This window comes from Bernardetia sp. ABR2-2B, from assembly GCF_037126435.1.
GTDB lineage: Bacteria > Bacteroidota > Bacteroidia > Cytophagales > Bernardetiaceae > Bernardetia.
On sequence record NZ_CP147020.1, the window covers coordinates 1,421,703 to 1,448,565 of the forward strand.

A 26,863-nucleotide genomic window follows, 5' to 3' on the forward strand; every position below is an offset into this window, starting at 1 on the left:
TCTTACCCTATATTTTATTAAAAATCAAAAATACGTAAATAAGATTCAAAGACTGATTTTTAGATGGCAAAGAAACAAAACGTAATTTGGCTTTATTTATCTCCACAAAATTTTCGTGGTAAAATCACGATGGGCATTACTTTGATGGGTTGTTTGGCTACACTTACACTTATCGGGACGTGGTGGTACATAAACAGTCAAGTTATTTCTCAATACAATCACATTATTGATAATACAGCTCCTACCCAATATTATTCAAAAGTAATTGAGGATTGTATCAGTAGCAGTACCAGTTTGACAGCAATATATTTAGCAACAAGCGAAGAAGAATATAGAGCAGAAAGAGAAACAGTATGGAAAGATTGTGATGTTGCTTTGGCAGCCTTGAGTAATTATACAGACCAATGGCGTAATGAAGCCGTTATTTCGCTTGTTTATGATGTTCGAACGAAGGCAAATCGTTTGAGGAAAGAACAAAATAACGTAGAACAAAAATATTTTGCAAGAAATGCAGACCTTAAAGAAGATTCAAAAACCGAACGTGTACGCCAAGTCGACCAACTAGAACTCTTAACTGATGACGTACGTGCCGTTTTGGAGCTTATCATCAATATTCAGAATGAAGAAATCGATAGAGCAAAAGCTGCTATTGGCTTTCATACACAAAACCTTTGGGTAATTGTTCTTCCAGCTTGGATGATTATTCTTACTCTTGTCTGTGTGTGGCTTGCGTATTCCATCAATCATAAATTATTGCTTCGTCTTCATATTATCAAACATGCCCTTCGTCAGATTGCAAAAGGAAATTTGTCTAAGAGAATAAAAATATCTAATAATGACGAAGTTACGCCTATTGAAACAGCTCTGAATCATTTGGCTCACGATATGGAACGATTAAAGATCTTTGCTAAAGATGTGGGAGAAGAAAGGTTTGATACAAAAGAAATTCCTTTCAACGAAAATGGAGAAATTGGAAGAGCATTTATAGATATGCGTGATAGCTTGAAAACAATTGCTCAAAAAGACGAACAACTCAATTGGGCAATAAGTGGAGAAGCGCATTTTGCCAAAATACTAAGAGATTTTAATGAAGATATAGATGAACTAACACAGATTTTTGTTAGTGAATTGGTAAAATACTTAAATATTTCTCAAGCAAGTTTATATCTTCTAAATCAGGATGTACATTCAGAAAAAGAATTAGAACTCAAAGCTTGGTTTGCTTATGATTCACACAAAAACCGTAAAAATACTATTCAAATAGGAGAAGGATTAATAGGAGAAACATACCAAGAAAATAGAATACTTTATTTGGAAAATCTTCCTAATGATTATTTACACATCGGTTCGGCTCTTGGAAGTGCAAAGCCTGTTTCATTGTTATTTGTTCCTCTCAAACTGTCAGAAGAAAGTATTGGTATTTTAGAATTAGCAGCCTTTAAGACACTCCAAAAATATGAAATAGATTTTGTTGAAAAGGTTTGTGAAAATATTACTTCTTCTATTATTTCTGTCTTGAATACAAGTCGTACTCGCAAACTTTTAGAAGAATCTCAAATGCAGCGTGAAGCAGTCTCAGCACAAGAAGAAGAAATGCGACAAAACGTAGAGGAGCTACAAGCCACGCAGGAAGAAATGGAACGCAAACAAAAAGAAACAGAGTTATTAATTCAAAGTAGTAGAGAAACTGAAAATCAGTTACGAGAGATGAGTGAAAATCTATTATATGAAAAAGTAATTTCTGAAAAAATAATTGATACAGTTTCTCAAGCTATTTTTTGGAAAGATAAAAATGGTTATTTTTTGGGATGTAATAATCTATTTGTAGAAGTATTAGGCTTAAATAGCAAAAGTGATGTTATAGGAAAAAACGATTTTGATATGCCTTACCCTAGAGAAGAAGCAATAAAATATAGCACTGATGATAAGTATGTTATTGATAATGATATATCAAAATTGAATATCATTGAATCACAAACTAATCCAAAAGGTGAAACAATATGGCTTCGAACCAATAAATTACCTTTAAAGAATAAGAGTGGTAAAACATTTGGTGTGTTAGGTACATTCGAAAATATTACAGAACAGAAAGATAAAGACCTATTATTAGAGAAAAAAATACTTCTACTAAAAGAATTAGAAAGCAAAAATAATAGTCTTCAAGAAGAAATTAATATTTGCCAAAACGATAAAGAAAACCTAATAAAAAAAATAAATAAGCAGAAATAAATATAACAATCATAAAAACAATTAATTACACTTATGATAAAGATAGGCGTTTTCTTTGGTGGAGTTTCTCGTGAACGTGAGATTTCATTTTCAGGTGCAAAAACAGTTTCTCAAATCATCAACCATTCTCTTTTTGAGCCTGTTTATATTTTGGTAGATAGCTTAGGAAAGTTTATCAAAATCAATCCTGTTCAGTTTGAGCATAAAGCTATTTCTCATTTTTATCCTACTCAAGAATCTATTCCAGAAGAATATGACGAGTTTTCGCCTGTTTATATTGAAACACTTGAAGACTTGACAAAGGAAAAGCACAGAAAAATAATGGAAGAGATAGGAACACCAATTCCTACTGAAAGTCTTTCTGAAGAAATAGATTTTGCGCTTTTGATGCTGCACGGTACATTTGCAGAAGATGGCATGTTGCAAGGTCTTTTTGAATGGTTACAGATTCCCTATTCGGGTTGTGGAATTTTTCCTTCTTCTTTTGCTATTGATAAGCATTTGCAACAAGTTGTAAATGAAAAACTGAATCTAGGAGACAGCAGAAAGTATCACATGATGCGAAAAGACGATTGGAGAAAATGTAATAGAAATGAGCTTTTTGAAGAGTTAAAATCAAAATTAGGATTACCTATTGTCATAAAAGCTCCCTATCAAGGTTCTTCTATTGGTGTTTCTATTTTGAAAGAAGATAATGTAGAGACATTTATAAAAGCAGTCAATACTTCCCTTTTTGCTCGTCAGATTTCGAAAGAAGAGTGGACAGAGCTTACAATGCCACAACGAAAAGAATACGTCAATGGACTGATGAGCTTAGAAAAAGGTATTGGTCTGCCAGTAGTTTTTGAAGAGCGTTCGCTTTTAGGGGGAAATTTGGGCGAACAGATTATTTATTCTCCTATCAAACTCATTGCAAAGCTGAATGATTTCTTTTCTTACTCTGATGAAGATGCTACTCTATTTTCTTTTGAAAGTGAAGATATGGTTTTGTTTGAGCAGTGCTTATCAGGAAAAGAATTTTCTTGTGGCATCATTCAAAATGAAAACTTAGAAGCTATTGCGCTTCCACCGACAGAAATAATTACGACTACAAAAGTATATGACTTTGAAGCCAAATATTTACCTAATGCAAGTCAGAAACGCATTCCAATAGATATTCCAACAGATAAAATCATAGAAATTCAAGAAAAGTGTAAAAGCATTTTTCAGACCTTCAAGTTTGATGCCTGTGCAAGAATTGATGGTTTTTATACAGATGAAAATAGCATCGAAATCATTGACATCAATACGCTTCCTGGAATGTCGCCTACTTCACTTATTTTCAGACAAGCTGCCGAAATTGGACTTTCGCCTACTGATTTTATGACATATCTGATTTATCAATCACTAAATTGTAGAGTACATACAGCCAAAAGACCCTATTTTTTTAGGCAATTATTCAAAAAACTAGAAAACGAACTTTTAGAAGAAAACTATCATAAAAAAAAGAAGGTAGCTATATTTTTTGATGAAACTACTTTTGAAGATGCAAGAAAAAAATATAATCAAATTGCATCGAAAGGAAATCAAAATCCTTTTTGTGTATTTGTAAAAGTTGAAAAAGAAGAAACGATTTTATACAAACTTCCTGTTTCTTTTCTTTTGAAACCAAATGTAGAAGAAGTTATTCAAAATTTAGATTCAAATACTCATGCAGCTATTTCTCATACTATCAAAAACGCTAAAGAGCTGACTAATTTCTTTGTAAAAGATTTCATTTCGACAACTCAAAAAATCACCTTAGAAAACCTTAATGATTTGACACAAAAAACTATTTGGCTATTAAAATCTGAAACAGAGACTACAAAAAAACTAAAACGACAAATTTCTGAAATTGGAATGGCTGTGATGGATTAAATATTTTTGACCGTACTACTAGACAAAATAGTATATGGTGTAGGTCAGTCTCGTAGAACAGACCGTTTGTAGTCATTTCTTTTGTTTTTAGCTTCAATAGACGGTCTGCCCTTTAGGACTGACCTATTTCTTTGAATAAAATCTAGTAATATGATTTTGACATAAAAATCAAAAGCCAATTATTGAAGAATGATTGGCTTTTTTGTTAAAAAAAACTTTTCCAGTCGATAGATATTGGGCGATAGAAATATTATTTATAGTATCAAAAACGAAGCTTTTTCAATCCTTTCCGTCTGCTTTACTACTCCAAAAGGGCAAATCTATTCTCAAAAGCCCCTTTTTTAGTAACTTTTATATTATATAAAGTAAATTTTGACTTAATTTGCATATCTATTTAATTTGTGCTTATTCACAAAGATTATTTTAATTAAACTTAGTTTACCCAATAATTTATCAAAATATAATTGTATCTTCTTATGATTTATTCCGTACAAGAAAATCTTACTATTAAAAAAAGACTACAAAAGAGTAGTGTTCTTTTACTTACATTACTCTTTTCTGCTTTATTTTCATTTTCTGCTTTTGCCCAAGAAAAACCTACTGGCAGACTAGAAACTATCAATCCTAGTCCGAGTATCAACGACGGAATAGTAGTCGCAAAGATAGAAGGAGGAACGCCACCTTATCGTTATTATTGGTCAAATGCTGCGACTCCTATTGTAGCAGATACCTGTAAAGGCAATACAGAAGGAGCTGCCGTTTCTCTGAAAGTAGTGGATGCAGCAGACCAAGAACTAGAACTTAATGCAACAGTAGAGCCTGAATCTGGAGGAGAAAACCTAAATGCAGCATTTACACCCTTGGTAGGTGCAATGGCAAAAGTCTTGTTTTTTGACCCTTTTGCAGCCTTAGGCATCTATGACCCACGTATAGAAGTGAAGGAAGGCAAAATAAAACCTCCTTTTGTGATGGACAAATCACTTACCAAAATTACTGTTAAGAAATGGCTGGTTGCAGATAAAGCAAAAGTCAAAAAAGGTGATATGATTGCTACTGTGAGTTCTAACAAAGATGATAGAGAAATTTATGCTCAATTTGATGGAACAGTAAATATTGTTTTGAAAGAAGGAATGACTGTTTATGATGTTGATCAGAATAAAGATGCTAGAGATGTTGTGCGTACTAATGGAGGTTCATTAGGAACAATTGATTATGATAAAGAGCAACCTCTCTTGAATCCAAATGGAACACCACAAACTAAGGCGATTCCTTTAGTTGTTTTTTGGCTTGTTTTGGGAGCTATCTACTTTACTTTCAAAATGAATTTTATCAATTTTAGAGGTTTCAAACATGCTATTGATTTAGTAAGTGGCAAATTTGACGACCCTAACCACGACCACGGAGAAGTTTCTCACTTTCAAGCCCTCACAACAGCACTTTCTGCAACAGTTGGTTTAGGAAATATTGCTAGTGTGGCTATTGCCATTTCTGTCGGAGGACCAGGAGCTACTTTTTGGATGATTATAGCAGGTTTCTTAGGAATGTCCTCAAAATTTGTGGAATGTACACTAGGTGTAAAGTATAGAATTATTAATAAAGAAGGGACTGTTTTTGGAGGTCCTATGTATTATTTGAGTCAAGGACTTGCTAAAAAGCGTATGGGAACACTAGGAAAAATTCTAGCTGTCGTATTTGCTATTCTTTGTGTAGGAGGTTCATTCGGTGGTGGAAACATGTTCCAAGTAAATCAAGCCTTTGACCAGTTACAAGGACAAATTCCTGCCTTAGTAGGTAATGGAGTTTGGTTTGGTGTTGGTTTCGCTGTTTTGGTAGGTATTGTAATTATTGGAGGAATCAAGAGTATTGCAAAGGTAACAGACAAGATTGTTCCTTTTATGTGTGGTATTTATGTATTAGCTGCCCTTATCGTAATTATGCTAAATATTACAGCTGTTGGCGATGCCTTTATGCTTATTTTTGATGGCGCTTTCAATGCAGAAGCTGCTGCTGGTGGTTTTATTGGTGTTTTGATACAGGGTTTCCGTCGTGCTGCTTTCTCAAATGAAGCTGGTGTTGGGTCGGCATCTATTGCTCACTCGGCTGCCAAAACAGATGAGCCTGTAAGTGAAGGAATTGTAGCACTTTTAGAGCCATTTATTGATACAGTTATTGTTTGTACAATGACGGCACTCGTTATTATTTTTACAGGAGAATATGCAAATACAGAAGGTTTGTCAGGTGCAGTTCTTACTTCAAAAGCCTTTGGTAAATCAATTCCTTGGTTTCCTTATGTTCTTACTATTGCTATTGTTTTATTTGCCTTTTCAACAATGGTCTCTTGGTCATATTATGGAGAGAGAGCTTGGGCTTATCTTTTCGGACAAGGAAAAGTTGCTAGTTTAGTCTATAAAGGTATTTTCTTAATCTTTGTAGTAATTGGTGCTTCTATTGAGCTTGGTGCAGTAGTAGATTTTTCAGATATGATGATTTTGGGAATGGCATTTCCAAATATTTTAGGTCTGATACTCCTTTCCCCAGAAGTACGAAAAGATTTGAGAGAGTATTTTAGAAAAATTAAATCTGGAGAAATTAAGAAGTTTAAATAGTTTTTAGACAAAAAAGTTGTTTAAGAATATAGATTTTTCCTTAGAATTGGGTTTGCAGACCCAATTCTAAGGAAAAATAATCCTGCCATTGTTGGTGTTTTAGCGAAGCGACACCAACAAATACACGCACAAACCTATTCTTAAACAACTTCAAATATTTATACTTAAAAAAATAATAAAATCTATATTTTTCTTGCAAAAGAGTTGCAAATAAATCTATATTTGTAAGATACTAAGGAGTAGAAAATAAATCAAGCACTCTTTTTCAAACAACAAATCATTGATATTCAATGTATTACATTCGTAATTCGTAATCTTTAATTCGTAATTATTCCTACATTGTTAATCTTAAACTAAAAACAAAATGAACCTTACATTAGCACAAGCAGAAAAAATTATTGATGCTGCAAAGAAAAAATCAGTTGAGTTAGACACAAAAATGAATATTACAGTAGTAGATGCTGGAGCAAATATGTTGGCTTTCGTTCGTATGGACGGAGCTTGGTTGGGTTCGGCTGATATTTCTTTGAAGAAAGCCAAAACAGCTCGTTTCTTTGATATGAACTCTGGCGATATCGGAGGTCTTTCTCAACCAGGAGGTTCTTTGTATAATATCGAACACTCAAACGGAGGACTTATCTCTTTCCCTGGTGGCGTTCCTATCGAAAATGCAGAAGGAGAAATTATTGGAGCAATTGGAGTAAGTGGAAGTTCTGTTGAGAATGACCACGCTGTTGCAGATGCAGGTGCAAAGGCTCTTTAATTTTTTATCAAGCTTTTCTAAGAGAAAAATAGAGTTTTAAAATGAAAATCTATTTTTTTGATTATTGAAAAGTGATTAATTTACTATATTTGAGCATCTAAAAAATAATTCTATTACAAAATATACAAATATGAACCATCAAGATTTTGAAGAATCACTTAAACCTTTCTTTTGGACGGAACATGAAAATAGTGCTTCTGTTTGTCTATCACAAATAGAATATAAAGCTGAAATTTTTGAAAAACGAAAAAACGAAGGATTTGAAGGGAATGGCTATGACTGGGTTTCTTTAGCAAGAGTATTTTTAGAAGAAAAACAACCAAATTTAGTTGGAGTAATCAGTTTTGACCCAGAAGGAAGTATGTATTGTGCTTATTCATCAGACAAAGAAGTATTGAAAGAATTTAGTATAAAATTTAAAGAAGCTTGTCAAAATACTGAATTAATTAATGATTTATTTTCAAGAGCAGAGTTGGATTAGGGCAAAATATTATAACATTCTAAAAGTTGGTAGTTTTTGCTATATTTTTGTTAGTATTTCATCTTTATAAAAACTAAAACAGAAGTCTCTATAAGTAGTTATTCAATAGAAAGTGGCTATAATATTGCAAGAAAAAAGGCTATTTAACTTCACAAACTTAATTATCAAAAAAGGCTTGAAATTTAATTTTCAAGCCTTTTTTTAAATATAGAAATTGTTTAAGAATAGAAAACTATGTTTTCAAAATGAGCTTTTTATAGCAAATAGATCAGTCCCAAAGGGCAGACCATCTACTAAAGTGGCAAGTATCAACTACAAAACGGTCTGCTCTACGAGACTGACCTATTTAGACGTAATTCTTAAACAGCTTCATAGTTAAAGCAAAATTTTTTACTCTTCATAAATATCAAACTCAGCAGATACAGCTTTCATCAATTCTTGATTTTTAAAATCATCATCAGACATTTTTGATAATCTCTTTAAGTATTCATCAAATTGTCCATTTTTGAAAATAGAAAGCATTTTTCCCCCTTTTTCACATTTAGCAGCATGCCAAACATTTGGAGGAACAGTAATAGTATCACCTGCTTTACAAATGATAGTTTCATCATCAAAAATTAGTTCTACTTCACCTTCTAAAATATAAAATACTTCGGTCATTATTTTGTGATGATGTCGTGCTAGATAAAATCCAGGTTTTATCTTATCCTCTACAAAACAGAGTTCTCCATTTGTATTATTTGAGGAAAGTTTTACAAAACAATGATCTTGAGAATAGTTGTAATTTTCTCCTTCTCCGTTACGGATTACTTCTTTATTTTTCATTCTAATTTTATTTTAAGTATGAAGTTATTTAATAATTTTAATCTGTGAACGTACTTATTTAGTGTTGCTACACTAAAATACAAACAAAGACAAGGTTATTTTCCATAGAATTAGATTTACAAACCTCAATTCTATGGAAAAATGTGTGTTTTGAACAACATTCATAGTTTGCAAATCTATAATATACAAATTATTTTATAGCTTAATAATTTCAATATTGAAAGGTGGGTCAAAACTATTGATTCCAAATAAACCTCCAAATTGAGATTCACATACAAAAAGATATTCAGAATCGTTCTTATTTAAGTACCAAATACCTGATGTATCATCTAAGCCAGTTGCTACAACACTTCCTGTGGCTGTTAGAGTATTAGAAAAAGCTAATTTATATACAGTTCCTACATTATCTGGATTGCCTGTATCATTTGAGGCATAATACAGAGTTTTTTGACTTTCTACCCAAGTAATTCCATCTACGTTAATTTGATCACCACTTAAACCTGTAATATTAACCTCTTCCATAGTTCCAGCTTGTCCATTATTGATAGGAATGTACCAAATTTTGAAACCTAAATAGGCATAAAAACCACCATCATTATCATAAATAACACCTCCCAAATTTCCATCGATTGATGAGTCCCATTTGGAAGATGTAAACCAACTACCATTAACTATTCCTGTTGATGGGTTTACTTCAATAATTCTAGGATTGGCAAAATCACTAACATAATACTTTCCATCAACAATTGATACTGTATGTCCAATTGTGTTGGCTGGAAGTGACCATTCTCCTGTTTTTTCTCCTGTTGAGATACTGTATTGAACTAGTTTACTTGCACCTGGTGCACCTCCTGTAAAATCAGCATTATTGAGAATACTTAGTAGTACAGTACCATCACTTGTCAATCCCTAACCTTGAGAAAAACCAGTTTCAGCATTTGCAAATAATTGAGCTGTTGGCTCATCCTCTGTTAAGTCAAAAGAACGTAAAGTTCCATCACCTAAACCACTTACATAAACTGTATTATTTGTTATTACAATATCTTCAGGGTAAAAATTATTATCCTCAATCGTCAAATTACTTGGTATTTGGGTATCATTATGTCTAGGGTTTTTGTCCTTATCACGATGACATGAAGTAAATAGTACAATTGGCAAAACTAAAAGCCAAAGAAAAAATGTTTTATTTTGAAATATCATTGTATAATTATTTAAGTGAAACAATGATACAAATTTCGGCAAACCAAGACAGCTTCTAATTATACTTATATGCCTAAATATTATACTAATTAGAAATTAAGTATCACTGCGAAATTTTTCAGGAGTTGTAGCTGTATGGCGAGTAAAATATTTATAAAAATTAGTAATTTCGTCAAATCCTGATGTATAAGAAATTTCTTTTATAGGAGAATCAGTATTAATGAGTAAGCGTTTTATTTGCTTGATACATATTTCATCTATAAAGTCTTTAGCTGTTTTATGAACAATTTGTTTTACACTAGTATTCAATGTTTTTGTACTCATTCCCATCATTTGTGCATAATGCTTTACTGTTCGTGTATTATTTACATTGTTTTCTACTAAATTTTGAAATTTAATGAAATTTTTAGTGTATGTGCTATCATAATTTAGCACTCCTTTATTTGATTTTATCCTAAAGAGCTTAGAAATCAAAATATGTAAAGCACTCCTAATTATTCCCATCTGAAAACTATCATTTACTTCAAAATATTCATTTTTGATATCAGAAATAAGTTGTTTTATATCATTAAATTCGGTATCATTTAGTTGAATATTCGGCTGCCCTAAAGATTCATTAAATAACAACATAGATTTTTGAGCTTCTACTTGTTCTAGATAATTCACTAAAAAATCATCTGTAAATACTAAGAGTGCCCCAACCAAATCATTACTTTGACAAAAATTATGTATTTGGTCTTTTCTTATTGTTAACAATGTTCCTTTCGAACAAGGATAATCTATAAAATCAATTGTATGGAAGCCTTCGCCCTGCTCTATAAAAAATATAACAAAAAAACTTATTTTATGGGGTTTGATTACAGAATGATCTGTATATTTTTCTCCGAAAATTTTCTCTAATTTTACAATATCAAACTGAGTATTTGAACTATTTGCAAACTCTATAGACTTAATACCTTCCATTTTTTATACAATAGATGTGACCTTGTGTAATAAACAGTTAAAACAATGACTTTTTCTGATAATTTAAAGAAGTCTTGCTATGCGTTTGCACTTCAAAAGGTCTGAGATTTATATGAATAGAACTATTTATTTCACCGTCTTCATTTCCTCTGGTAATTTGACGTGTTTTTCAATAAATGCTTGAATGTCTTCAATGGTATGTTCGTCTGTAAACTGTACAGGTTTTTTGAATGTTACTTGCAAATCTGTGCCTCGTTTTTTCAGAAAGAAGCCTTTTTTGTCAAATGCTCTTCTAAAACCATTGATATAAACAGGCACTACAATCGGCTTTAATTCTTGAATCAAATGTGCCGAACCTTTTCTGACTGGTGCAAATGCTTTTGTTGTCCCTTGTGGGAATGTTACTACCCAACCCTCTGCTAAGGCTTGTTTTATTTTATTAGGAGCTGATGTATCTGCACCACGATTTACTTGCTCTCCCTTTGACCTCCAACTTCTTTTTATGGTAACAGCACCTGTATAAGCCAATAACCTAGGCAACCAACCACCATCTTTCATTGTTTCTTCGGCAGCTACATAAAACATTTTTGTACGTGGATTGAGCAAATAAACAGGAAAATTAATATTCTTAAATTTCCATTTTACACTACAAAAAATATGGTACATAACCATTACATCAGCAAAATAGGTCTGATGATTAGAAATAAACATTACCCCTTTATTTGGAAGACTTATCAAATGTTCAGCTCCTTCTACCTTAGTGTTGTTTAATATATTAAAACGTGGATAAGTTGCAGCTCCAAGAACGCCTACAAGCATTCTTTTCAAAAACAGAAAATTTCCAAAAGGGTCTTTTCTGATAAGTTTAATATCCTTTACTTGATTTACCCAAGACATTTTTTGTTTGTCAGAACGCCTTTTATTTGTTTTCCTAAATTTTTTGGGTGGCTGAATTGTATTCTCTTCTTTTTCCTTATTTTCTTCTTTTTTGGTAGGTGTGTTTGTGTCCATTATTTTATAATTAAAAATGATAAAATTGGGTAGTTTTATTAGTGTGTTGTTTGTTTCTTATAACTAAACGAATAGTGTTCGGCTTAGTTTCGGTTTTGAAAAGTTAAACAAATATTTTGATAGTAAATAGTTTTGCTTCAAATAATTTACACAAAAAAACTCTTTCTTATTTTTTTCTAAAAAATAGAATAAATAAAAAAGAGTTAGAAGTATATTTTATGATTAGATTGTTTTTTCACGAACAAACCTAATGTCTTAAATTATTCTCCTGCATTTTCTGTTGTTTCTTCCGTAGATGCTTCTGGAGCTTCTTCACTTGCTTCGGCAGCAGGTTCATTAGCTTTGGCAGCTTCTTCTTGTTTCTTACGGATAGCTTCAGTACGAGCTTCTTTTACCTTAGCTTCTGCAGCCATACGGTCTTTAGCAGCTTGTTGCTTATCGCCAGAAAGTTTAGAAATACGTGCTTCAATTTTTTGGTCTTTAGCTTCTCTCCAAGCTGCCATTTTTTCGTCAGCAGCTTCTTGAGTAATTGCTCCTTTATTTACACCTAGTTGAAGGTGCTTACGGAACATTAAACCTTTATAGTGCAACATTCTTCTTACTGTTTCTGAAGGTTGCGCTCCTACCATAAGCCATTTCATTGCTTTTTCGTCATCAATAACGATAGAAGCAGGAACAGTTTGTGGATTATAAGTCCCAATTTTTTCGATGAATTTACCATCACGTGGCGCTCGGGAGTCTGCTATCACGATTTCGAAACGTGCAGCTTTTTTGCGCCCTCTTCTTGCAAGTCTTATACGAGTTGCCATAACTTATACAAAGTTTAGAGAGGTCTGAAAATTAAATTAAGTTCTAAAATAAAATAAATTAGAACTCTTGTTCTATCAAAAAACAAGACTGCAAAGATAGCTTTTTATTTTAAAATTTACAATTATTTTCAAAAAATCTAAAATCATATACTTCGCCTTCTGTGTCCATCTGTTTTTCTAGTTTTGTTTCTTTTTTGCTGATGTAATTGTGATATACATTTTCTGAATCAAGAATGCCCAACATCCACAAATGAATGACATGAGAGTAGCAATTCCAAAATGAAAAAATAATCTAAAAGTAGTTACTTCTCCATATCCAATAAAATATTGTCCCAAGTCTGTTCCGTAGTGCCATTGCAAAATAGCCAAAAATGTGTGATGTCCGATAGCTAAAAGAGAATAAACAACTTGTATTCTCCAATCTTGGTAAATAATAAGAAGGGCGGCATTAGTAAAATAAAAAAAGTGCATTTCTGCCATTCCGTGGAGTTGCCCTATAAATTGCAGCATAAAAATCGTATAAACAACTGCAATCAAGACTCTGGAGAGCAATCCTTCTTCCAAAACCAAACGTACGATAAGATACAACATACACGAACAACCCATCGTAACCCAAGTCAGTAACCACGTATCATAGATAGGAGCAAGACAGACTCCTAGAAAGAAAAAGAAAGCTATAAATTTATCTGATATTATATCTACTTGTTTCTGAACTTCATTGAGATAACTTTCTTCATTAGAATACTCAACAATAGGAATCCATTTGTTAGTGAAAAAATTAGTCATTATATAAAAATAAGAAGATTAAAAAATATATTAAGTAGATTTACAAATATAATCAGAAAAAACAGTTGATTATGCGCTTTTTATTTGGAAAAGTGAAATAAAATGTAAAAATTACATAGTATTTTATCCAAATTCTATCTCTCTAAGCGTTTTGGTATTGAGCTAAAAGTATTTTTGTCTAGTAAGCACACACTCATTTATGAATTCATCTAACTTTAATAAATTTATAGAAGATTTTTCTTCCATTGATTCATCAGATACAAATAGTTTTGAAAGGGTTTTGAAAAAGTATCCTTATTTCCAAACGGCTGCATTATTTTTGGCTAAATCAAATCCCATCCAACAAAATACACAAACGGCTGCACTTCGTTCGGCTGACCGTAGGGTTTTGCGTAGTTGGTTAGATGAAAAATACAGAAAAGAATTAGAAAAGGAAAAACAAGAATTAGAAGCTAGAAAGGAGGCTTTAGAAATAGAAAATAATCAAAAAAATGACTTAGATATTAATACAGAGTCAATAAATGCCTTTGACAAACTTGTAGGAACACCAACAATAGCATCAAAAAAGGAAGAACCATCAGAAAATATAATAGAAGAAAGTAATGAGGAAAAAGAAATTATTAAAACTAAAGAGAGTAATCAAGATAATTACGATAAAGAAACCACTCCTGCAAATAGTTTTTTTGATGAGATAGAAGAAGATAGTCCGACTGCTCAGACAGAATCAGTCAATAGTAAAGTTGATTCCTCTAGCTTTTTTGATAATTTGGAAGATAATGAAGAGTTAGAAAAAACAGAAAACTCAATAGGAAACTCTGATGCTAATTTCTTTGATGAAGTAGAGCAAAATGAAACCGATGAACCCATCTTTAAAGAACAATCAGATATAAATGAACCTTTAATAACAGATGCTGGTGCAGAAATTCCTCCAACTACTACCGATGCCAATTTCTTTGATGAAGTAGAACAAAATGAAGTTGATGAACCTATTTTTAAAGAGCAATCGGATATAAGTGAGCCTTTAATTACAGATACAGAAATTCCTCCAACTACTACCGATGCCAATTTCTTTGATGAAATAGAACAAAATGAAGTAGATGAACCTATTTTTAAAGAGCAATCGGATATAAGTGAGCCTTTAATTACAGATACAGAAATTCCTCCAACTACTACCGATGCTAATTTCTTTGATGAGATAGAAAGTGATGATGAGATTTTTGGAGATGCCCAAAAGGATTTAGATGCTTATGACTTTCCAGACTTTGAAGATGAAAAAGATGAGGCAGAAAAAAATAAAAAAGAAGATGATGCAGGAAGCTTTTTTGATGATATTTAGTAAAAAGTCCTTGTTATATTAATTAATAAGGACTTTTAAATTAGAAAGTTTAAACCAATTCTTTCCAGCCATTTTTATCAATGTTTTCTACGTCTGTAATTACTTTTTCTTTTAGGGCTTCTTTGAAGTTATCCAAACGAATTGCCAACTGTTCATCAGACGCACCCAAAATTTGAGCAGCTAAAATACCTGCATTCTTTGCTCCATCTAATGCCACAGTAGCCACAGGAACACCTGAAGGCATTTGTAAAATAGACAAAACAGAATCCCAACCATCGATAGAGTTAGAAGACTTAACAGGAACACCAATTACAGGCAGTGAAGTAAGCGAAGCCACCATTCCAGGCAAATGCGCTGCCCCTCCTGCACCTGCAATGACTACTTTAATTCCATTTTTTCTTGCGTTTTTGGCAAAATCAAACAAACGCTCAGGCGTACGGTGTGCTGAAACAATTGTCAATGAATATTCAACTTTAAGTTCGTCTAAAACTTCTGCTGCTGCACCCATTACTCGTAAATCAGAACGGCTACCCATTATTATCGAAACCATAATTTCTTTTTTGTAATTTTTATTCTACAAATAATTTAAAAATTCAGTACAATATTACAGAAAATGAGAATAAGAAGTAAAAGTTTATGTGATTTATGTTCAAGAATTTTATTCGTTCAAAAGATTTTCTGTGAGATACTCAATATTTTTCATTATTAATTCATTAAAAACAATATTTGGATTATCATTTTTTGCTAAATCCATTAAAGAGTAACCTAATCTTACTAACTTACCCATATTTGTTTCTTCGTATGGAGAACTAACTTGTCCTACTCTGTATCTTACTGAAAAATAATAACGTACCCCGTCTGTCATGGCATTAGAAGATTGAGAATACTTTGCTTGAAAAATAGCACCTTCAAATATGTTTTCTATTAATTTTACATCACTAGATTGTATAGCCTTTTTATATTTATGGATTGTAGTAGATTCATTTTCTTCAAGATGAGAAATATTTTTATCACTTTCATGATAAACCAAATAATATTGCTTTTCTTTTCTATCAAATTCTATTTGCAATATACTTTCTGTTCCCCAAGACGGAAATATTTGAAATCTAAGCAAGGGAGAATCTGATAGTCCTTTCAATAAAACTTCCTTTATTTTTATATTGTACTTATCTTCCCAACTAGACTTAGAAAAAATACTTTCTATAGGTTCTAAATGGTCATTTTCTAATGCTTTTTTTATTCCTCGTTCTTTTACAATGTCATAGGATGAACCTTTGACTTTTTGTGTTGATGAAAATAGATTTTTCAAAAAACTCATGTCTTTCTAGCTTATAGTAATTGAAGCATATTTTTTTATGAAAGCTAAAATAATTAAATGTAAGCACATAAAAAATCCTTATCGTTTTCAATCAACAATAAGGATTCAATAATTTTATTTTTTCTATAATTTATAATACTTCTTTAAGCACTTCTACTAACTCTTGATTTGTAATAGCTGTTTTTACTATCTCGCCTTTTGGATTGAGAAGAACGTGATAAGGAAGTCCAGAAACTTTATATTTATTACAGGCAGCACTTTCCCAACCTTTCAAGTCTGAAAGTTCTAACCAAGAAGAATTATTTTGAGCAATAGCTGTTTTCCAACGTTCTTTCGAATTATCCAAAGAAACAGATACAATTTCTAAATTCTTAGAGTTATATTGCGAATATACTTCATTTAATACATTTCTACCTTTCATACTTTCGCTATTCCAAGAAGCCCAAAAATCTAAAAGTATCCATTTTCCTTTTAGTTTTTCATTTTTATTAAGATTTTCTAATTCTATTTTTTCGCCTTGAGGAGTTTCTAAATTATTAATTTCTATAACAGGAGATTTTGTTTTGAGAGAAGAAGAAGAAAACATATTACCACATAATCCAACAAGCAATAAGCTCATAGCAATAATAGGTAAGGCAAATAAGGAGAGTTTCATAGTATTGTTTTGAATAAGATTATTTAGATAGTTTTTTTATTGAATATGATTTTGATACACAAAGAGCTGAGAGAGAGTTTACTTTTTATTTTATCATAATTTCATTTTATCGTATGTTTAAATAGAGAAATTCAGAGTAGCTAAATGAACATATCAAATCACATTTATTATATAGACAAAATTAGTGCTTAGTTTTCTTTAAAAAAATGCAACTTAATACTAGAAGTTACGTTAGAGGTATTTTTGCTAGAATAATCTGAGTTTTATTCGTAAAAAGAAGGTAAAAATTGATAAATCAGACGTTTAGATTGAAATTTTAACATTTATTTAATGTTTAGATTGGTTTTATTTTAGATTATTTAATACTGTGTAATGCCATCTTAACATACTTTTCATTCAAATTCAATATATTTGCAGTCTAATTTTGCTTTTATTTTTTGCACTTTTATAAAGGGTTATTGTCCGAACACAACCATTAGTCTAGTAATAAGTGTAGAAAAAAGAGCAATCAATTCATTTTTTCAATTTGTACGACTTGTACTAGAACCACAAAAAAATGCAAGAACAAAACTACTCACTCACTCATATTCCAGAACGTCCTTCAAAGCCACGCCAATCAGGCGTTACAATGGTAATGGATAAAGGTTTGAGCGTTAGAGAAATAGAAGACCTTATTAGCGTAGCAGGTGATTACATCGATATCGTAAAACTTGGTTGGGCAACTTCCTATGTTATTCAGAATTTACAAGAAAAACTAGATGTTTATAAAGCAGCTGGGATTCCTACTTACTTTGGTGGGACACTTTTTGAGGCTTTTTTGGTAAGGAATCAAGTAGATGAATATCAAAAAGTATTGGATAAATATGGAATGCAGTATGCTGAAATTTCGGATGGCTCATTAGATTTAGACCACGAAGAAAAATGCAAACTCATTGAGCGTTTCTCAAAACAAGTAACTGTTCTTTCAGAAGTAGGCTCAAAAGATGCTGAAAAAATAATTGCTCCCTATCAATGGATTCAACTTATGCAAGATGAACTTGCTGCTGGAGCGTGGAAAGTAATTGGAGAAGCTAGAGAAGGTGGAAATGTAGGATTATTCCGTTCTACTGGCGAAGTGCGTTCAGGACTTGTACAAGAAATTTTGACTAAAATCCCTGCTGAAAAAATAATTTGGGAAGCTCCTCAAAAAGCACAACAAGTTTACTTCATCAAACTCATTGGTGCAAATGTAAACTTGGGAAATATTGCTCCTAACGAACTGATTCCACTAGAAACTATTCGTTTAGGGCTTCGTGGAGATACTTTTGATTTCTTTTTGAATGGAAAGTAAAAAGTAATTATTTCGAAAACAAAAACATTAATCCTTTTCTATTTTTGAAAAGGATTTTTTTATAAAAAAATTAAAGTTATGAAAAAAATATATTTACTCCTTTTAGTTTTACTTTTTATTCAAGGGTGTGGCACTAAACAACCGAAAGTTTTAGTAAATGAAGAGATTGATAGTCAGCTGAAAGATAAAATAGAGAAGATGAATAGAGGTTTTTTAAGAGCAGTTACATCTAATAATATTGGTGTAATGAAAAAAATGATTGATACTGACAAGTATGAAGGTGAGGAAAGTTTTGAAGCATTTTTTGAAAAAATGCACGAACATATTGAAAGTGATAATTATACTATTTTAGATGAATATCATATTAAGAATACTACTATGGGTGGAGTAGATACTTTACACTCTATAAATAAGAAAATAAACAGTTATGAGTTACGTTATCCAAAAAAATCTACCGAAATGTTTGTTTCTCTTATTTTGGTTGATTCGTTTGGTGAAAAAGTTTTACTAACAATTATGTATGGAAGGGTTGTTACAGGCTGGAGAATTGCTGTTCTTCATATCGGAGGATACACAACTAATAATAAAACAGCTCCAGAGTTATATATTAAGTCCAAAAAAGAATTTGAAAAAGGTCATTTGATAAACTCTATGAACATAATATTTTTGGCTATAGACAGGCTAGAACCAGCAGGAATGTATATTAAATATGATTCAGAACAAAAAATAAAAACTCATTATGAGATGGTATTGAGGGATACAAAAATAGCATATACTTTTCCTTTATCTCTACAAGACATAAAAACTCAACCTATAATTTTTGATATATACCCTGAAGTAGTAGATTCCAACTACTGTCCTGTTTTTAGATATATATCTAAAATAGATATTCAAGACACTCTACAACTAAAAGAAGAAAATATTCAAGTTCATGAAAGAGTAAAAAAAATCTTTAAAGGAGTAGATAAAGGTAGCAAAAACATTGCTTATAAAGTCTTGAATCGTTTTCCACAAGGAGAATTTGATGAAGTAAAAGGGTATGGATTTTACAAGAAAAATGAATGAAAAAAGTAGCCATTTGAATTATCAAATGGCTACTTTTTTTTTCTTACTATTCTACAAAATCTCAAACTCTATTCTTCTATTTTTGGCTTTATTCTCTGCCGAATTATTCTCTACCTGTGGTTGTGCTTCTCCAAAACCTTTAATTACTAATTGCGCCTTTGGGATTCCTGCATTTATTAAATAATCTACTACTGAAGTTGCTCGTTTTTCAGATAATTTTTGATTGTAGATTTTATCTCCTACATTATCTGTATGCCCAGAAATTTGCACTTTGATTTTCGGATTAGTTTGTAAATATCTAGTTACTAAGTCTAATTCTGTTTTGGATTCTTCCTTTAATTCCCACTTATCCGTATCAAAGAAAATATTATTCAGAACTACCTTTGAGCCTTTTTCAGCTTTTTCTAAATAAATATCTACCGTTACGTTTTCGCCTGTTCCTTCAGAATAATCAAAGGCAAGACTTTGGAATAAATAGCCTTTTTTGTTTACATTGAGCGCATAATTTGACCCTTCATTAAGTACAAAAAGATACTTTCCATTTCTTGGGTCAGAGCTTATAGAAGACTGAATAGTTTTATTTGTTAGGTTGTACAAATCTATATTTGCGCCTAGCTTTTCTTTTGTTTTGGCATCATAGACCGTTCCTTTTATGTATCTACTAACAGTTATTTCAATTTCCTCAGGCATTTCGAATTTGTAAATATAACTATTACCCAAATCTTCAGCTATTATTCGATTTTGTTTATCTACTTGTAATTCTGTTTCTCCATCTGCATAATAAGCCGTTTTTCCATCTGCTGTAACAAACAGACTTTGTTGATCGGTGTATGTGTTGATCGGATAGCCTAAATTTTGAGGTTTAGTCCAGCCTTTCTCCGAATTTTCATCTATTTCTGTTTTGAATAAATCAAATCCTCCAAAACCCAAGTGTGTATCAGAAGAAAAAAATAACGTTCTGCCATTTACGTGAATAAAAGGACTATACTCTTCACCTGCTGTATTTATTTGACTTCCTAGATTTTGAGGAGCTTCCCAAACACCTCTATCGTTGCGAGTAGATTTCCAAATATCTGTTCTTCCAAAACCTCCACTTCTATCAGAAATAAAATAAAGTGTTCGTCCATCTGCTGAAAGAGATGCTTGTGATTCCCACGATCTAGTATTGATAATATCGCCCATATTTTTAGGTTCAGACCATTTATCTCCCTGCTTTTCGCTGATAAATAAATCACAACGCCCATAAACTCCTCTTTCACTCCCCTCACAAATAGTAAAAATTATTGTACGCCCATCTGCCGAAATCGTACATGTTCCTTCATTTGTTTTGGTATTCAGTTCTGTAACTTTTTCAGGAGTTTGCCATAGACTATCTTTCTTGACGCTTCTCAAAATATCTTCATCTGCTCTTGGGTCGTTGCTCTCTCTTGCCGTAAAATACATTTCTTCTTCGTCGGCTGTCAGAACAGCAAAATATTGTAATTTTCTAGCATTAATAACTTCTGTAACACGTTCTGGCTTTATATCTAAAGGATTTTGTATTCCTTCTACTGCAAATTTACAAGTTGCCAAGCCTTTTATTGAAAGATTTTTCTGAGTTTGAGATTTAGCATATTGATATGCTTTTTGATATAATTTTTCTGCCTCTTCATACTTCCCTTCTTCCAAATAATCTCCTGCAACAACAATATATAAATCTGTTCTGCGTGGGTCGTTGGGTATAATTCGTACAGCTTCTTTGAAATGATACTTAGTTTTTGCTTTATTTCGAAGTATATTATAATAAACTCCAAGATTATAATGTGCCTCAAAATAATTATTATCTAACTCTACTGCTTTCTCAAAAGACTTTATTCCACGCTCAAAATCTCTATTTGCAATATAATCTTTTCCATTTTGATAGGCTGTTTGCGCTCTTCGATTAGTTGTTCCTTGTGCAGAAGCGAAGTTGGCAGTCAAAACAAGACTAAATGATACTACAAAAAATAAGGCTATAAGTACCGTTTTTTTAAAATTTGATAAGACCGAATATGAATTTTTCATGTATATAAATTTGGATTATTATTTTACTATCAATAACGTCAGTATCTTTTATAAATTATTTGATTCTATTAGTTGATTATATTCTAAGAATCGAACCAAGTTTAATTTTAGTTTTGCCTAAGACGATTTAAAGCAAGATAAAAATGAGCAAAAACTATCTTTCTTGGTGCAAGAACTCTGCTTCTTTACACTTTGTTAAAAATTTCATAAAAAAACACCAAAATCTATAAGTCAAATTATGAAATGTTCAAACATCCAAATTAATAATTACGAAATACATAAAATTTAATCAAATTTATTGATAAATTTTCAACAAAAGAATCTTTTACTTTACTTTGTATCATCAGAAAGAGAAAAACATTACAAATTTCACAAAAAAAATATTATTGTAGATAATCGTATTTTGAAATTAATTGATAACTGTTTTACTGAAAACTGGTAACTGAAAATGTAGGATGGTGAAATTTTGGCAGCCACGCCCTTCGGTCTCAAGGGTGAAGGTTTGGGATAAACGAATTAATTAGTTTTGCTAATTAATTTGCTAACTACTTCGTGAAGGTTCGAGTCCTTCTCCTACAGCAAAATAATAATTAAAAAAAGACTTGAAGGTATAATTTACTTTCAAGTCTTTTTTTGTGATTTTTAAAGTAAAAAATTGATTATCTAACTGTCTGATTTGTATCCTTTATCCTTTGATATATTTCGATATATTTTTGAGCTAATTTTTGAGAAGAAAAATCATTTTGAATAATATGGGGAGCAGTTTGACGTATATTTTTTCTTTTCATTTTATCATCAATGACTGTTTGTAGCGTTTGAAGTAGAGAAACCACATCATTTGTTTTGCACACCCAGCCTAATTCTTTTTCTTTTACATAACTAGCTAGACCAACTTTATCAGAAACTAAAACAGGCGTTCCCGTACTCAAACACTCTATCACTACATTAGCAAAATTTTCATTAAAGGAAGGTAAAACAAAAAGGTCGGAATTTGCTAAACATTCAAATTTTTGGCTTCCTTCCAGCCAACCTACCCAGTTTACTTTGTCTTTTAAATTATTTTGATGAATTATTTTTTTTAAGGCATTTTGATATTCTACGCTTTCACTTTTCCCAATTAAATCCAGTTGTAAATTTATTTTTGAGTCATTATTATTTTCAAATTGTAACATAGCTTCAAACAGAATTTCCAATCCTTTTTTGTGATGAATTCTGGACATAAAGACTAATTTGAAAGTATTAGATGATTCTGTTTTTTGAGTCTTTATTTTGAGTTTGTTTGTAGGAAGAGATAATAAGTTTGGCAATACAAAAACACGATTATCTTTTATATAATCTACTTCATCTCTTTCTATTTGTGCTGTCAGATGTAAATACGATTTTTTGAGAAGTTTTTTTCCTATAAATTTATGAAAAATACTTTTAGGAGATTTTTTTTGAGATTGAAGTGTGTATTCTCCTAGCATTCCACGAGGAGCAACAATTACTTTTACACCTTTCCAAATACATATTAAAACAGAAAAAACAGCAACTGTATTCCACCACGAATGCACATGAATAGCATCAAAATTTTGAGCTGTTTGAAAGAGTTTTTTTAATAATCTAATAGAAAAGTGAGTATGGTCTTTTGTCTGACGGCTAAAATACCAAACCTCTACTCCATCTACTAAAATAGGTGTATTATTCTTAATATCTAATTCTTCTGTTCCATTTGCTGTTGTTGTATAAACGGTTACTTTGTTTATTGATTCATTATTTCTATTGTCTTGGTTATTCATAAAGTCAGCTTGTGCCTCACACAGACGACTTATAGATACAGTAGTTCCTCCATAAATATAAGCAGGTTTATAAGAAGGAGTAATATGAAGAATATTCAATTAATTAATTTTTAAAGATTATAGAATAAAACTATTACTACGATTCATAATTGGGATTCTTTACAATCACATTGAATCTTTTTGCTGTATGAAATAATAAATACATCGTAACTATACTCCAAAATACAGCATTAAATACGTATTCAAAGGCATTACCTCTTATCAAAATATAAAACAACCCTAAAAAGATACATCCAGAACCAATGGCGTAACCACCAAATAAAGATTCTGCCTTTTTAGATAGAAATGTAACTAAAACACCCAATAAAAATAGAGCGCAAAAAATTCCTATTTCTCCACCTACAATATAAGAATCTGCAATAAAAGCAGGTTTGGCAGACACAATAGTACCACTACCTACTGCCCCTATTTCATATACTCTATCCATAATTACTTGCTCGGGTACTGGTTTGCTTGGATAAAGAATACGAGGAGGGATAGATTCTAATGATTGAACAAGCACCTCTTGTGTCATGTAAGGTATTTCTATGGGTACTCTCTCCACATACACCATAAACATTTTTATTTCAGAGAGTCGATGTGTCAAAAATAGCCAGTTATCATCTAACAAACCATCTACATCTTGATTACCGACTCTTTCTAATGCTATAGATGCAGCTTGTGCCGATGCTAACCCTCCTCCCCAACTCAAGTTCCTAACAGCATTAGTATAATAAGGAATAACAAATAAAAATAAAAAAAACATAAAAGGAGATGCTATTAAAATAGTTTTTTTATACTTTGACCATAAAATAGCTGATAGAAGTAACATTGGAAGCACTGTAAACTCTTTCCAACCAGAAGTTAGTGCTTGAAACTCTCCATAAAAAAACAATATTCCTGTTATGAACATATACTTTTTTTCCTTCTCTAGTAAAGCATAACCAAATGAGAAGACAGCAAAAACAGCTGTGGAGAGCTGAAATTGGCTTACAAACTGTGCTCCACCTGGTACAAACCTAAAAAAGATACTTCCTGCAAAGAAAAATAGAGTTGTAAAAAAAAGAATTTTAGAGATAGAGGTTTTAGAAGAGACTTGAATTATATATTTTGGAACTTTATATGTTGAAAATAAGAGTAAACCATGTACATAAGCAGCATGTCCTAAGCAATACAAAATTTGACAGTAAGCGACACTTGATATATACACATACGACTCTTCTGCTTTTATTTTATCAAGATATAGATACCCCATAGAATCTAAATAGAAAAAGATAGATGTAACGGCCATATAACCTGAAAAGATAAGATGAACCAAGAAAAAAGGACGAAATACTTGATTCAATACAGGACGATCAGTTGGAAGTTTTTTGACTGTTCCTGTGAAAGTAACTAGATATATCCATAATGAACCACTCCAAGCTGTCCAGTAGGCTAGTGAAGGGCTTGTAGAATGAAATAAGAAGGCTAAAAAAACAGGTAAGTAGAGTAGTAAATAACGTGGATTCATTGTATATTAATACGGTTTTTGTCTTAGGAATAGAAATTAAATAAATTGACACTTTTAATTATATAATTAACTAATAGTCAGAAGTTTAATTCGTCATTTTTCCTTACAGACAATAAGAAATTTCTTTCAGCTTCATTCTTCATCTTCTCTTTTTGCTTCTGCTAATACAACATTAGATTCTCCTGTATTTTTCTTGGGTAATTTATTTTTTTGAGTAATAAGAGCTGCCTGTTTTTCTTCTTCCTTTTTTTGCCTTTTCTGTCTTTTGCGCTCTTCTTCTTTTTCTAACCGTATTCTTTCTTGCTCAACTAAATTAAGCTCTATGATTCTCTTTTCTTTATATTTTACATTTCTATCAGAAATAGTATCATTGATATATTTTTCCATCATCAAACTCGCTATTGGAGCTGCCCATGTTCCTCCAAAACCTGCATTTTCTACTACAACAGCTATTGCTATTTTTGGATTATCTTTTGGTGCAAAAGCTATAAAAATAGAATGATCTTCTCCATGGGGGTTCTGAACAGTTCCTGTTTTTCCACATACTACAATATCATCTATCCTTGCTCTACGAGCTGTTCCTGCACGTACAACATCTGCCATAGCATCAACTACATAAGGAAAGTATTTTTCATCAACAGTAGTTTTTTGTTTTGTTCTGTATTTTATATCTACTAAAGTAGTATCATTTATTGACCTAACAACATGAGGAATATAATAATGTCCTCTATTTGCTAAAATTGAAGCAAAGTTAGCCAGTTGTAATGGAACAGCACTCATTTCTCCTTGTCCGATACTAAGAGAATAAATATTACCTAATTTCCATCCATAACCACGCCTTTCTGCTATCTTATCATAATATGCTGTTGAAGGAATAAGTCCTCTACTTTCATAAGGTAAGTCTATTCCTAGTTTTCTACCAAACCCAAAAGACAAAGCGTGGTCGTGCCAACTGTCTAAACCAACACGAGTATCTTCTTTGTCATTTTCAGAACGATGTTGACGAATAATTCTGATGAATGATTTATAATAAAATGGATTACAAGAATGTTGAATAGAACCATGTATATCTAATGGCGAAGGATGATTATGACAATTTACAAGCTCCTTAGAGCAACTAAATGAAGTATGAACAGTATCCAAAACACCATCTTGCAAACCTATCAAAGCCTGTACGATCTTAAAAGTAGAACCAGGAGGATAGGCAGCTTGTAATGCACGATTATAGAGTGGCTTTGTAGGGTCTTGAGAAAGCATTAAATAATTCTTTGCTACTTCTGTTCCTTCTCCTGTAAGAAGGTTGGGGTCAAAAGTCGGTGCAGAAACCATCGATAATACTTCTCCTGTCTTTGGGTCAATGGCTACAATACTACCAATTTTGTTTTGCATCAAATACTCGCCATACTTTTGAAGTTCGGCGTCTATTGTTGTTTGTAAGGCTAGACCTGCTTCTGGAAGCGTATCATACTCTCCATCTTGAAAAGAACCTCTAGCAATTCCCAAACGGTCGTACATAACCTGTTGAACTCCTCTTTCTCCTCTTAATTCTTCTTCATAACTTCTTTCTATACCACTAATACCGAGCATATCTCCACGTCTGTAATACCCAGCTGTATCTTTAGAAAGCATACGTTGGTCAATTTCACGTACATACCCCAAACCACCAGCAAAAGAAGCATAAGGATACTTACGAATCGTTCTTACATTTGGATAAATACCTTCATAATCAGAGAGTTCGTCCTGTATTTTGGCATAATTCTCTACTGACATTTGTTTTATAAAAAGATAGGGTTTATAGCGTTGTAATCCGTGTCTTGCCTTCTGTAATTTTTCTCTAAACTCATCTAAAGAAATACGCAAAAGCTGACACAGACGAGTTGTGTCATTTGGTTCTAGCTTAAATTCTTTTGCTATAATTTCTATATCAAAAACAGGATTGTTTTCGACAATTATTTTTCCATCTCTATCATAAACAAGTCCACGAGGAGGATATAAAATATTTGTTCGTGTAGAGGTATTTTGAGCTTGTTGTTGAAAATCATCAGAAATAACTTGCAACCAAAGAAGTTGAAAACCATAGATTAACAAAACTACTAAAATAGCTACTTGAATGATATATCGTCGAAGGTCGTTCAAATCTGAATATTTTTTACTTTTGGAAGTTTTTGGGGAGCTTTATATCAATGACAAAAAGAACTTTCTTTTGCTTTCAGTTTATCT

Annotated in this window: 22 protein-coding genes; 8 read left to right on the forward strand and 14 right to left on the reverse strand. The window is 31.8% G+C overall.

Annotated elements, in window-relative coordinates:
- The first annotated feature begins 63 nt into the window (after positions 1-63).
- From WAF17_RS05960 to WAF17_RS05980, 5 genes are all read left to right on the forward strand, one after another.
- Complete coding sequence (locus WAF17_RS05960) at positions 64-2,229, forward strand: GAF domain-containing protein (RefSeq protein ID WP_338767509.1); 2,166 nt, start codon at positions 64-66, stop codon at positions 2,227-2,229.
- A gap of 33 nt (positions 2,230-2,262) precedes the next feature.
- Positions 2,263-4,125, forward strand: a complete 1,863-nt coding sequence (locus tag WAF17_RS05965) for a hypothetical protein (protein ID WP_338767512.1) — start codon at positions 2,263-2,265, stop codon at positions 4,123-4,125.
- Between the two features lie 476 nt (positions 4,126-4,601).
- On the forward strand, positions 4,602-6,731 hold the full coding sequence (locus WAF17_RS05970; protein ID WP_338767514.1) for an amino acid carrier protein: 2,130 nt from the start codon (positions 4,602-4,604) through the stop codon (positions 6,729-6,731).
- Between the two features lie 364 nt (positions 6,732-7,095).
- Complete coding sequence (locus tag WAF17_RS05975) at positions 7,096-7,494, forward strand: heme-binding protein (protein WP_338767517.1); 399 nt, start codon at positions 7,096-7,098, stop codon at positions 7,492-7,494.
- Between the two features lie 130 nt (positions 7,495-7,624).
- Positions 7,625-7,975, forward strand: coding sequence for an immunity 51 family protein (locus WAF17_RS05980; protein WP_338767520.1), 351 nt, complete (start codon positions 7,625-7,627; stop codon positions 7,973-7,975).
- Positions 7,976-8,365: 390 nt separating this feature from the next.
- Here the strand turns inward: WAF17_RS05980 and WAF17_RS05985 are convergent, their stop codons facing one another.
- The 7 genes from WAF17_RS05985 to WAF17_RS06015 all read right to left on the reverse strand — a co-directional run bounded on the left by WAF17_RS05985 (position 8,366) and on the right by WAF17_RS06015 (position 13,569).
- Entirely contained in the window at positions 8,366-8,800 is a 435-nt protein-coding gene (locus tag WAF17_RS05985; RefSeq protein WP_338767522.1) for a cupin domain-containing protein, read from the reverse strand.
- A 195-nt stretch (positions 8,801-8,995) separates the two neighbouring features.
- Complete coding sequence (locus tag WAF17_RS05990; protein ID WP_338767525.1) at positions 8,996-9,706, reverse strand: hypothetical protein; 711 nt, start codon at positions 9,704-9,706, stop codon at positions 8,996-8,998.
- A 3-nt stretch (positions 9,707-9,709) separates the two neighbouring features.
- A complete protein-coding gene (locus tag WAF17_RS05995) occupies positions 9,710-10,000 on the reverse strand; it encodes a hypothetical protein (protein WP_338767528.1) in 291 nt (96 codons plus the stop codon).
- 96 nt (positions 10,001-10,096) lie between these two features.
- Positions 10,097-10,963, reverse strand: a complete 867-nt coding sequence (locus WAF17_RS06000) for a helix-turn-helix transcriptional regulator (protein ID WP_338767531.1) — start codon at positions 10,961-10,963, stop codon at positions 10,097-10,099.
- 126 nt (positions 10,964-11,089) lie between these two features.
- Positions 11,090-11,974 carry a lysophospholipid acyltransferase family protein gene (locus WAF17_RS06005; RefSeq protein ID WP_338767533.1) on the reverse strand — a complete coding sequence of 295 codons (885 nt, stop codon included), beginning with the start codon at positions 11,972-11,974 and terminating at the stop codon, positions 11,090-11,092.
- Between the two features lie 260 nt (positions 11,975-12,234).
- Positions 12,235-12,783, reverse strand: coding sequence for a 30S ribosomal protein S16 (locus WAF17_RS06010; RefSeq protein WP_338767535.1), 549 nt, complete (start codon positions 12,781-12,783; stop codon positions 12,235-12,237).
- 177 nt (positions 12,784-12,960) lie between these two features.
- Positions 12,961-13,569, reverse strand: coding sequence for a hypothetical protein (locus tag WAF17_RS06015; RefSeq protein WP_338767537.1), 609 nt, complete (start codon positions 13,567-13,569; stop codon positions 12,961-12,963).
- 199 nt (positions 13,570-13,768) lie between these two features.
- Between WAF17_RS06015 and WAF17_RS06020 the strand changes: the two genes are divergently transcribed.
- Positions 13,769-14,905 (forward strand): hypothetical protein, encoded by a 1,137-nt coding sequence (locus tag WAF17_RS06020; RefSeq protein ID WP_338767539.1) that lies wholly within the window; start codon positions 13,769-13,771, stop codon positions 14,903-14,905.
- A 49-nt stretch (positions 14,906-14,954) separates the two neighbouring features.
- Here WAF17_RS06020 and purE read toward each other — a convergent pair whose 3' ends face one another.
- The 3 genes from purE to WAF17_RS06035 all read right to left on the reverse strand — a co-directional run bounded on the left by purE (position 14,955) and on the right by WAF17_RS06035 (position 16,878).
- Positions 14,955-15,455: a 5-(carboxyamino)imidazole ribonucleotide mutase gene (gene purE / locus WAF17_RS06025; RefSeq protein WP_338767541.1), complete on the reverse strand. Its 501-nt coding sequence runs from the start codon at positions 15,453-15,455 to the stop codon at positions 14,955-14,957.
- Positions 15,456-15,563: 108 nt separating this feature from the next.
- Positions 15,564-16,223: a hypothetical protein gene (locus WAF17_RS06030; protein WP_338767544.1), complete on the reverse strand. Its 660-nt coding sequence runs from the start codon at positions 16,221-16,223 to the stop codon at positions 15,564-15,566.
- Between the two features lie 130 nt (positions 16,224-16,353).
- Positions 16,354-16,878, reverse strand: a complete 525-nt coding sequence (locus WAF17_RS06035) for a thioredoxin family protein (protein ID WP_338767547.1) — start codon at positions 16,876-16,878, stop codon at positions 16,354-16,356.
- A 556-nt stretch (positions 16,879-17,434) separates the two neighbouring features.
- Between WAF17_RS06035 and WAF17_RS06040 the strand changes: the two genes are divergently transcribed.
- Both WAF17_RS06040 and WAF17_RS06045 read left to right on the forward strand, forming a co-directional pair.
- A complete protein-coding gene (locus WAF17_RS06040; protein WP_338767550.1) occupies positions 17,435-18,208 on the forward strand; it encodes a phosphosulfolactate synthase in 774 nt (257 codons plus the stop codon).
- Positions 18,209-18,286: 78 nt separating this feature from the next.
- Positions 18,287-19,273, forward strand: a complete 987-nt coding sequence (locus WAF17_RS06045) for a hypothetical protein (RefSeq protein ID WP_338767553.1) — start codon at positions 18,287-18,289, stop codon at positions 19,271-19,273.
- 51 nt (positions 19,274-19,324) lie between these two features.
- Here the strand turns inward: WAF17_RS06045 and WAF17_RS06050 are convergent, their stop codons facing one another.
- The 4 genes from WAF17_RS06050 to mrdA all read right to left on the reverse strand — a co-directional run bounded on the left by WAF17_RS06050 (position 19,325) and on the right by mrdA (position 26,779).
- The gene (locus WAF17_RS06050; RefSeq protein ID WP_338767556.1) at positions 19,325-21,316 is read right to left on the reverse strand and encodes an OmpA family protein; all 1,992 of its coding nucleotides are present in this window, start codon (positions 21,314-21,316) and stop codon (positions 19,325-19,327) included.
- 659 nt (positions 21,317-21,975) lie between these two features.
- Positions 21,976-23,193: a glycosyltransferase gene (locus WAF17_RS06055; protein WP_338767559.1), complete on the reverse strand. Its 1,218-nt coding sequence runs from the start codon at positions 23,191-23,193 to the stop codon at positions 21,976-21,978.
- A gap of 37 nt (positions 23,194-23,230) precedes the next feature.
- Positions 23,231-24,643, reverse strand: a complete 1,413-nt coding sequence (locus WAF17_RS06060) for a hypothetical protein (protein WP_338767562.1) — start codon at positions 24,641-24,643, stop codon at positions 23,231-23,233.
- Positions 24,644-24,775: 132 nt separating this feature from the next.
- Positions 24,776-26,779, reverse strand: coding sequence for a penicillin-binding protein 2 (mrdA, locus tag WAF17_RS06065; RefSeq protein WP_338767566.1), 2,004 nt, complete (start codon positions 26,777-26,779; stop codon positions 24,776-24,778).
- Positions 26,780-26,863: the final 84 nt, after the last annotated feature.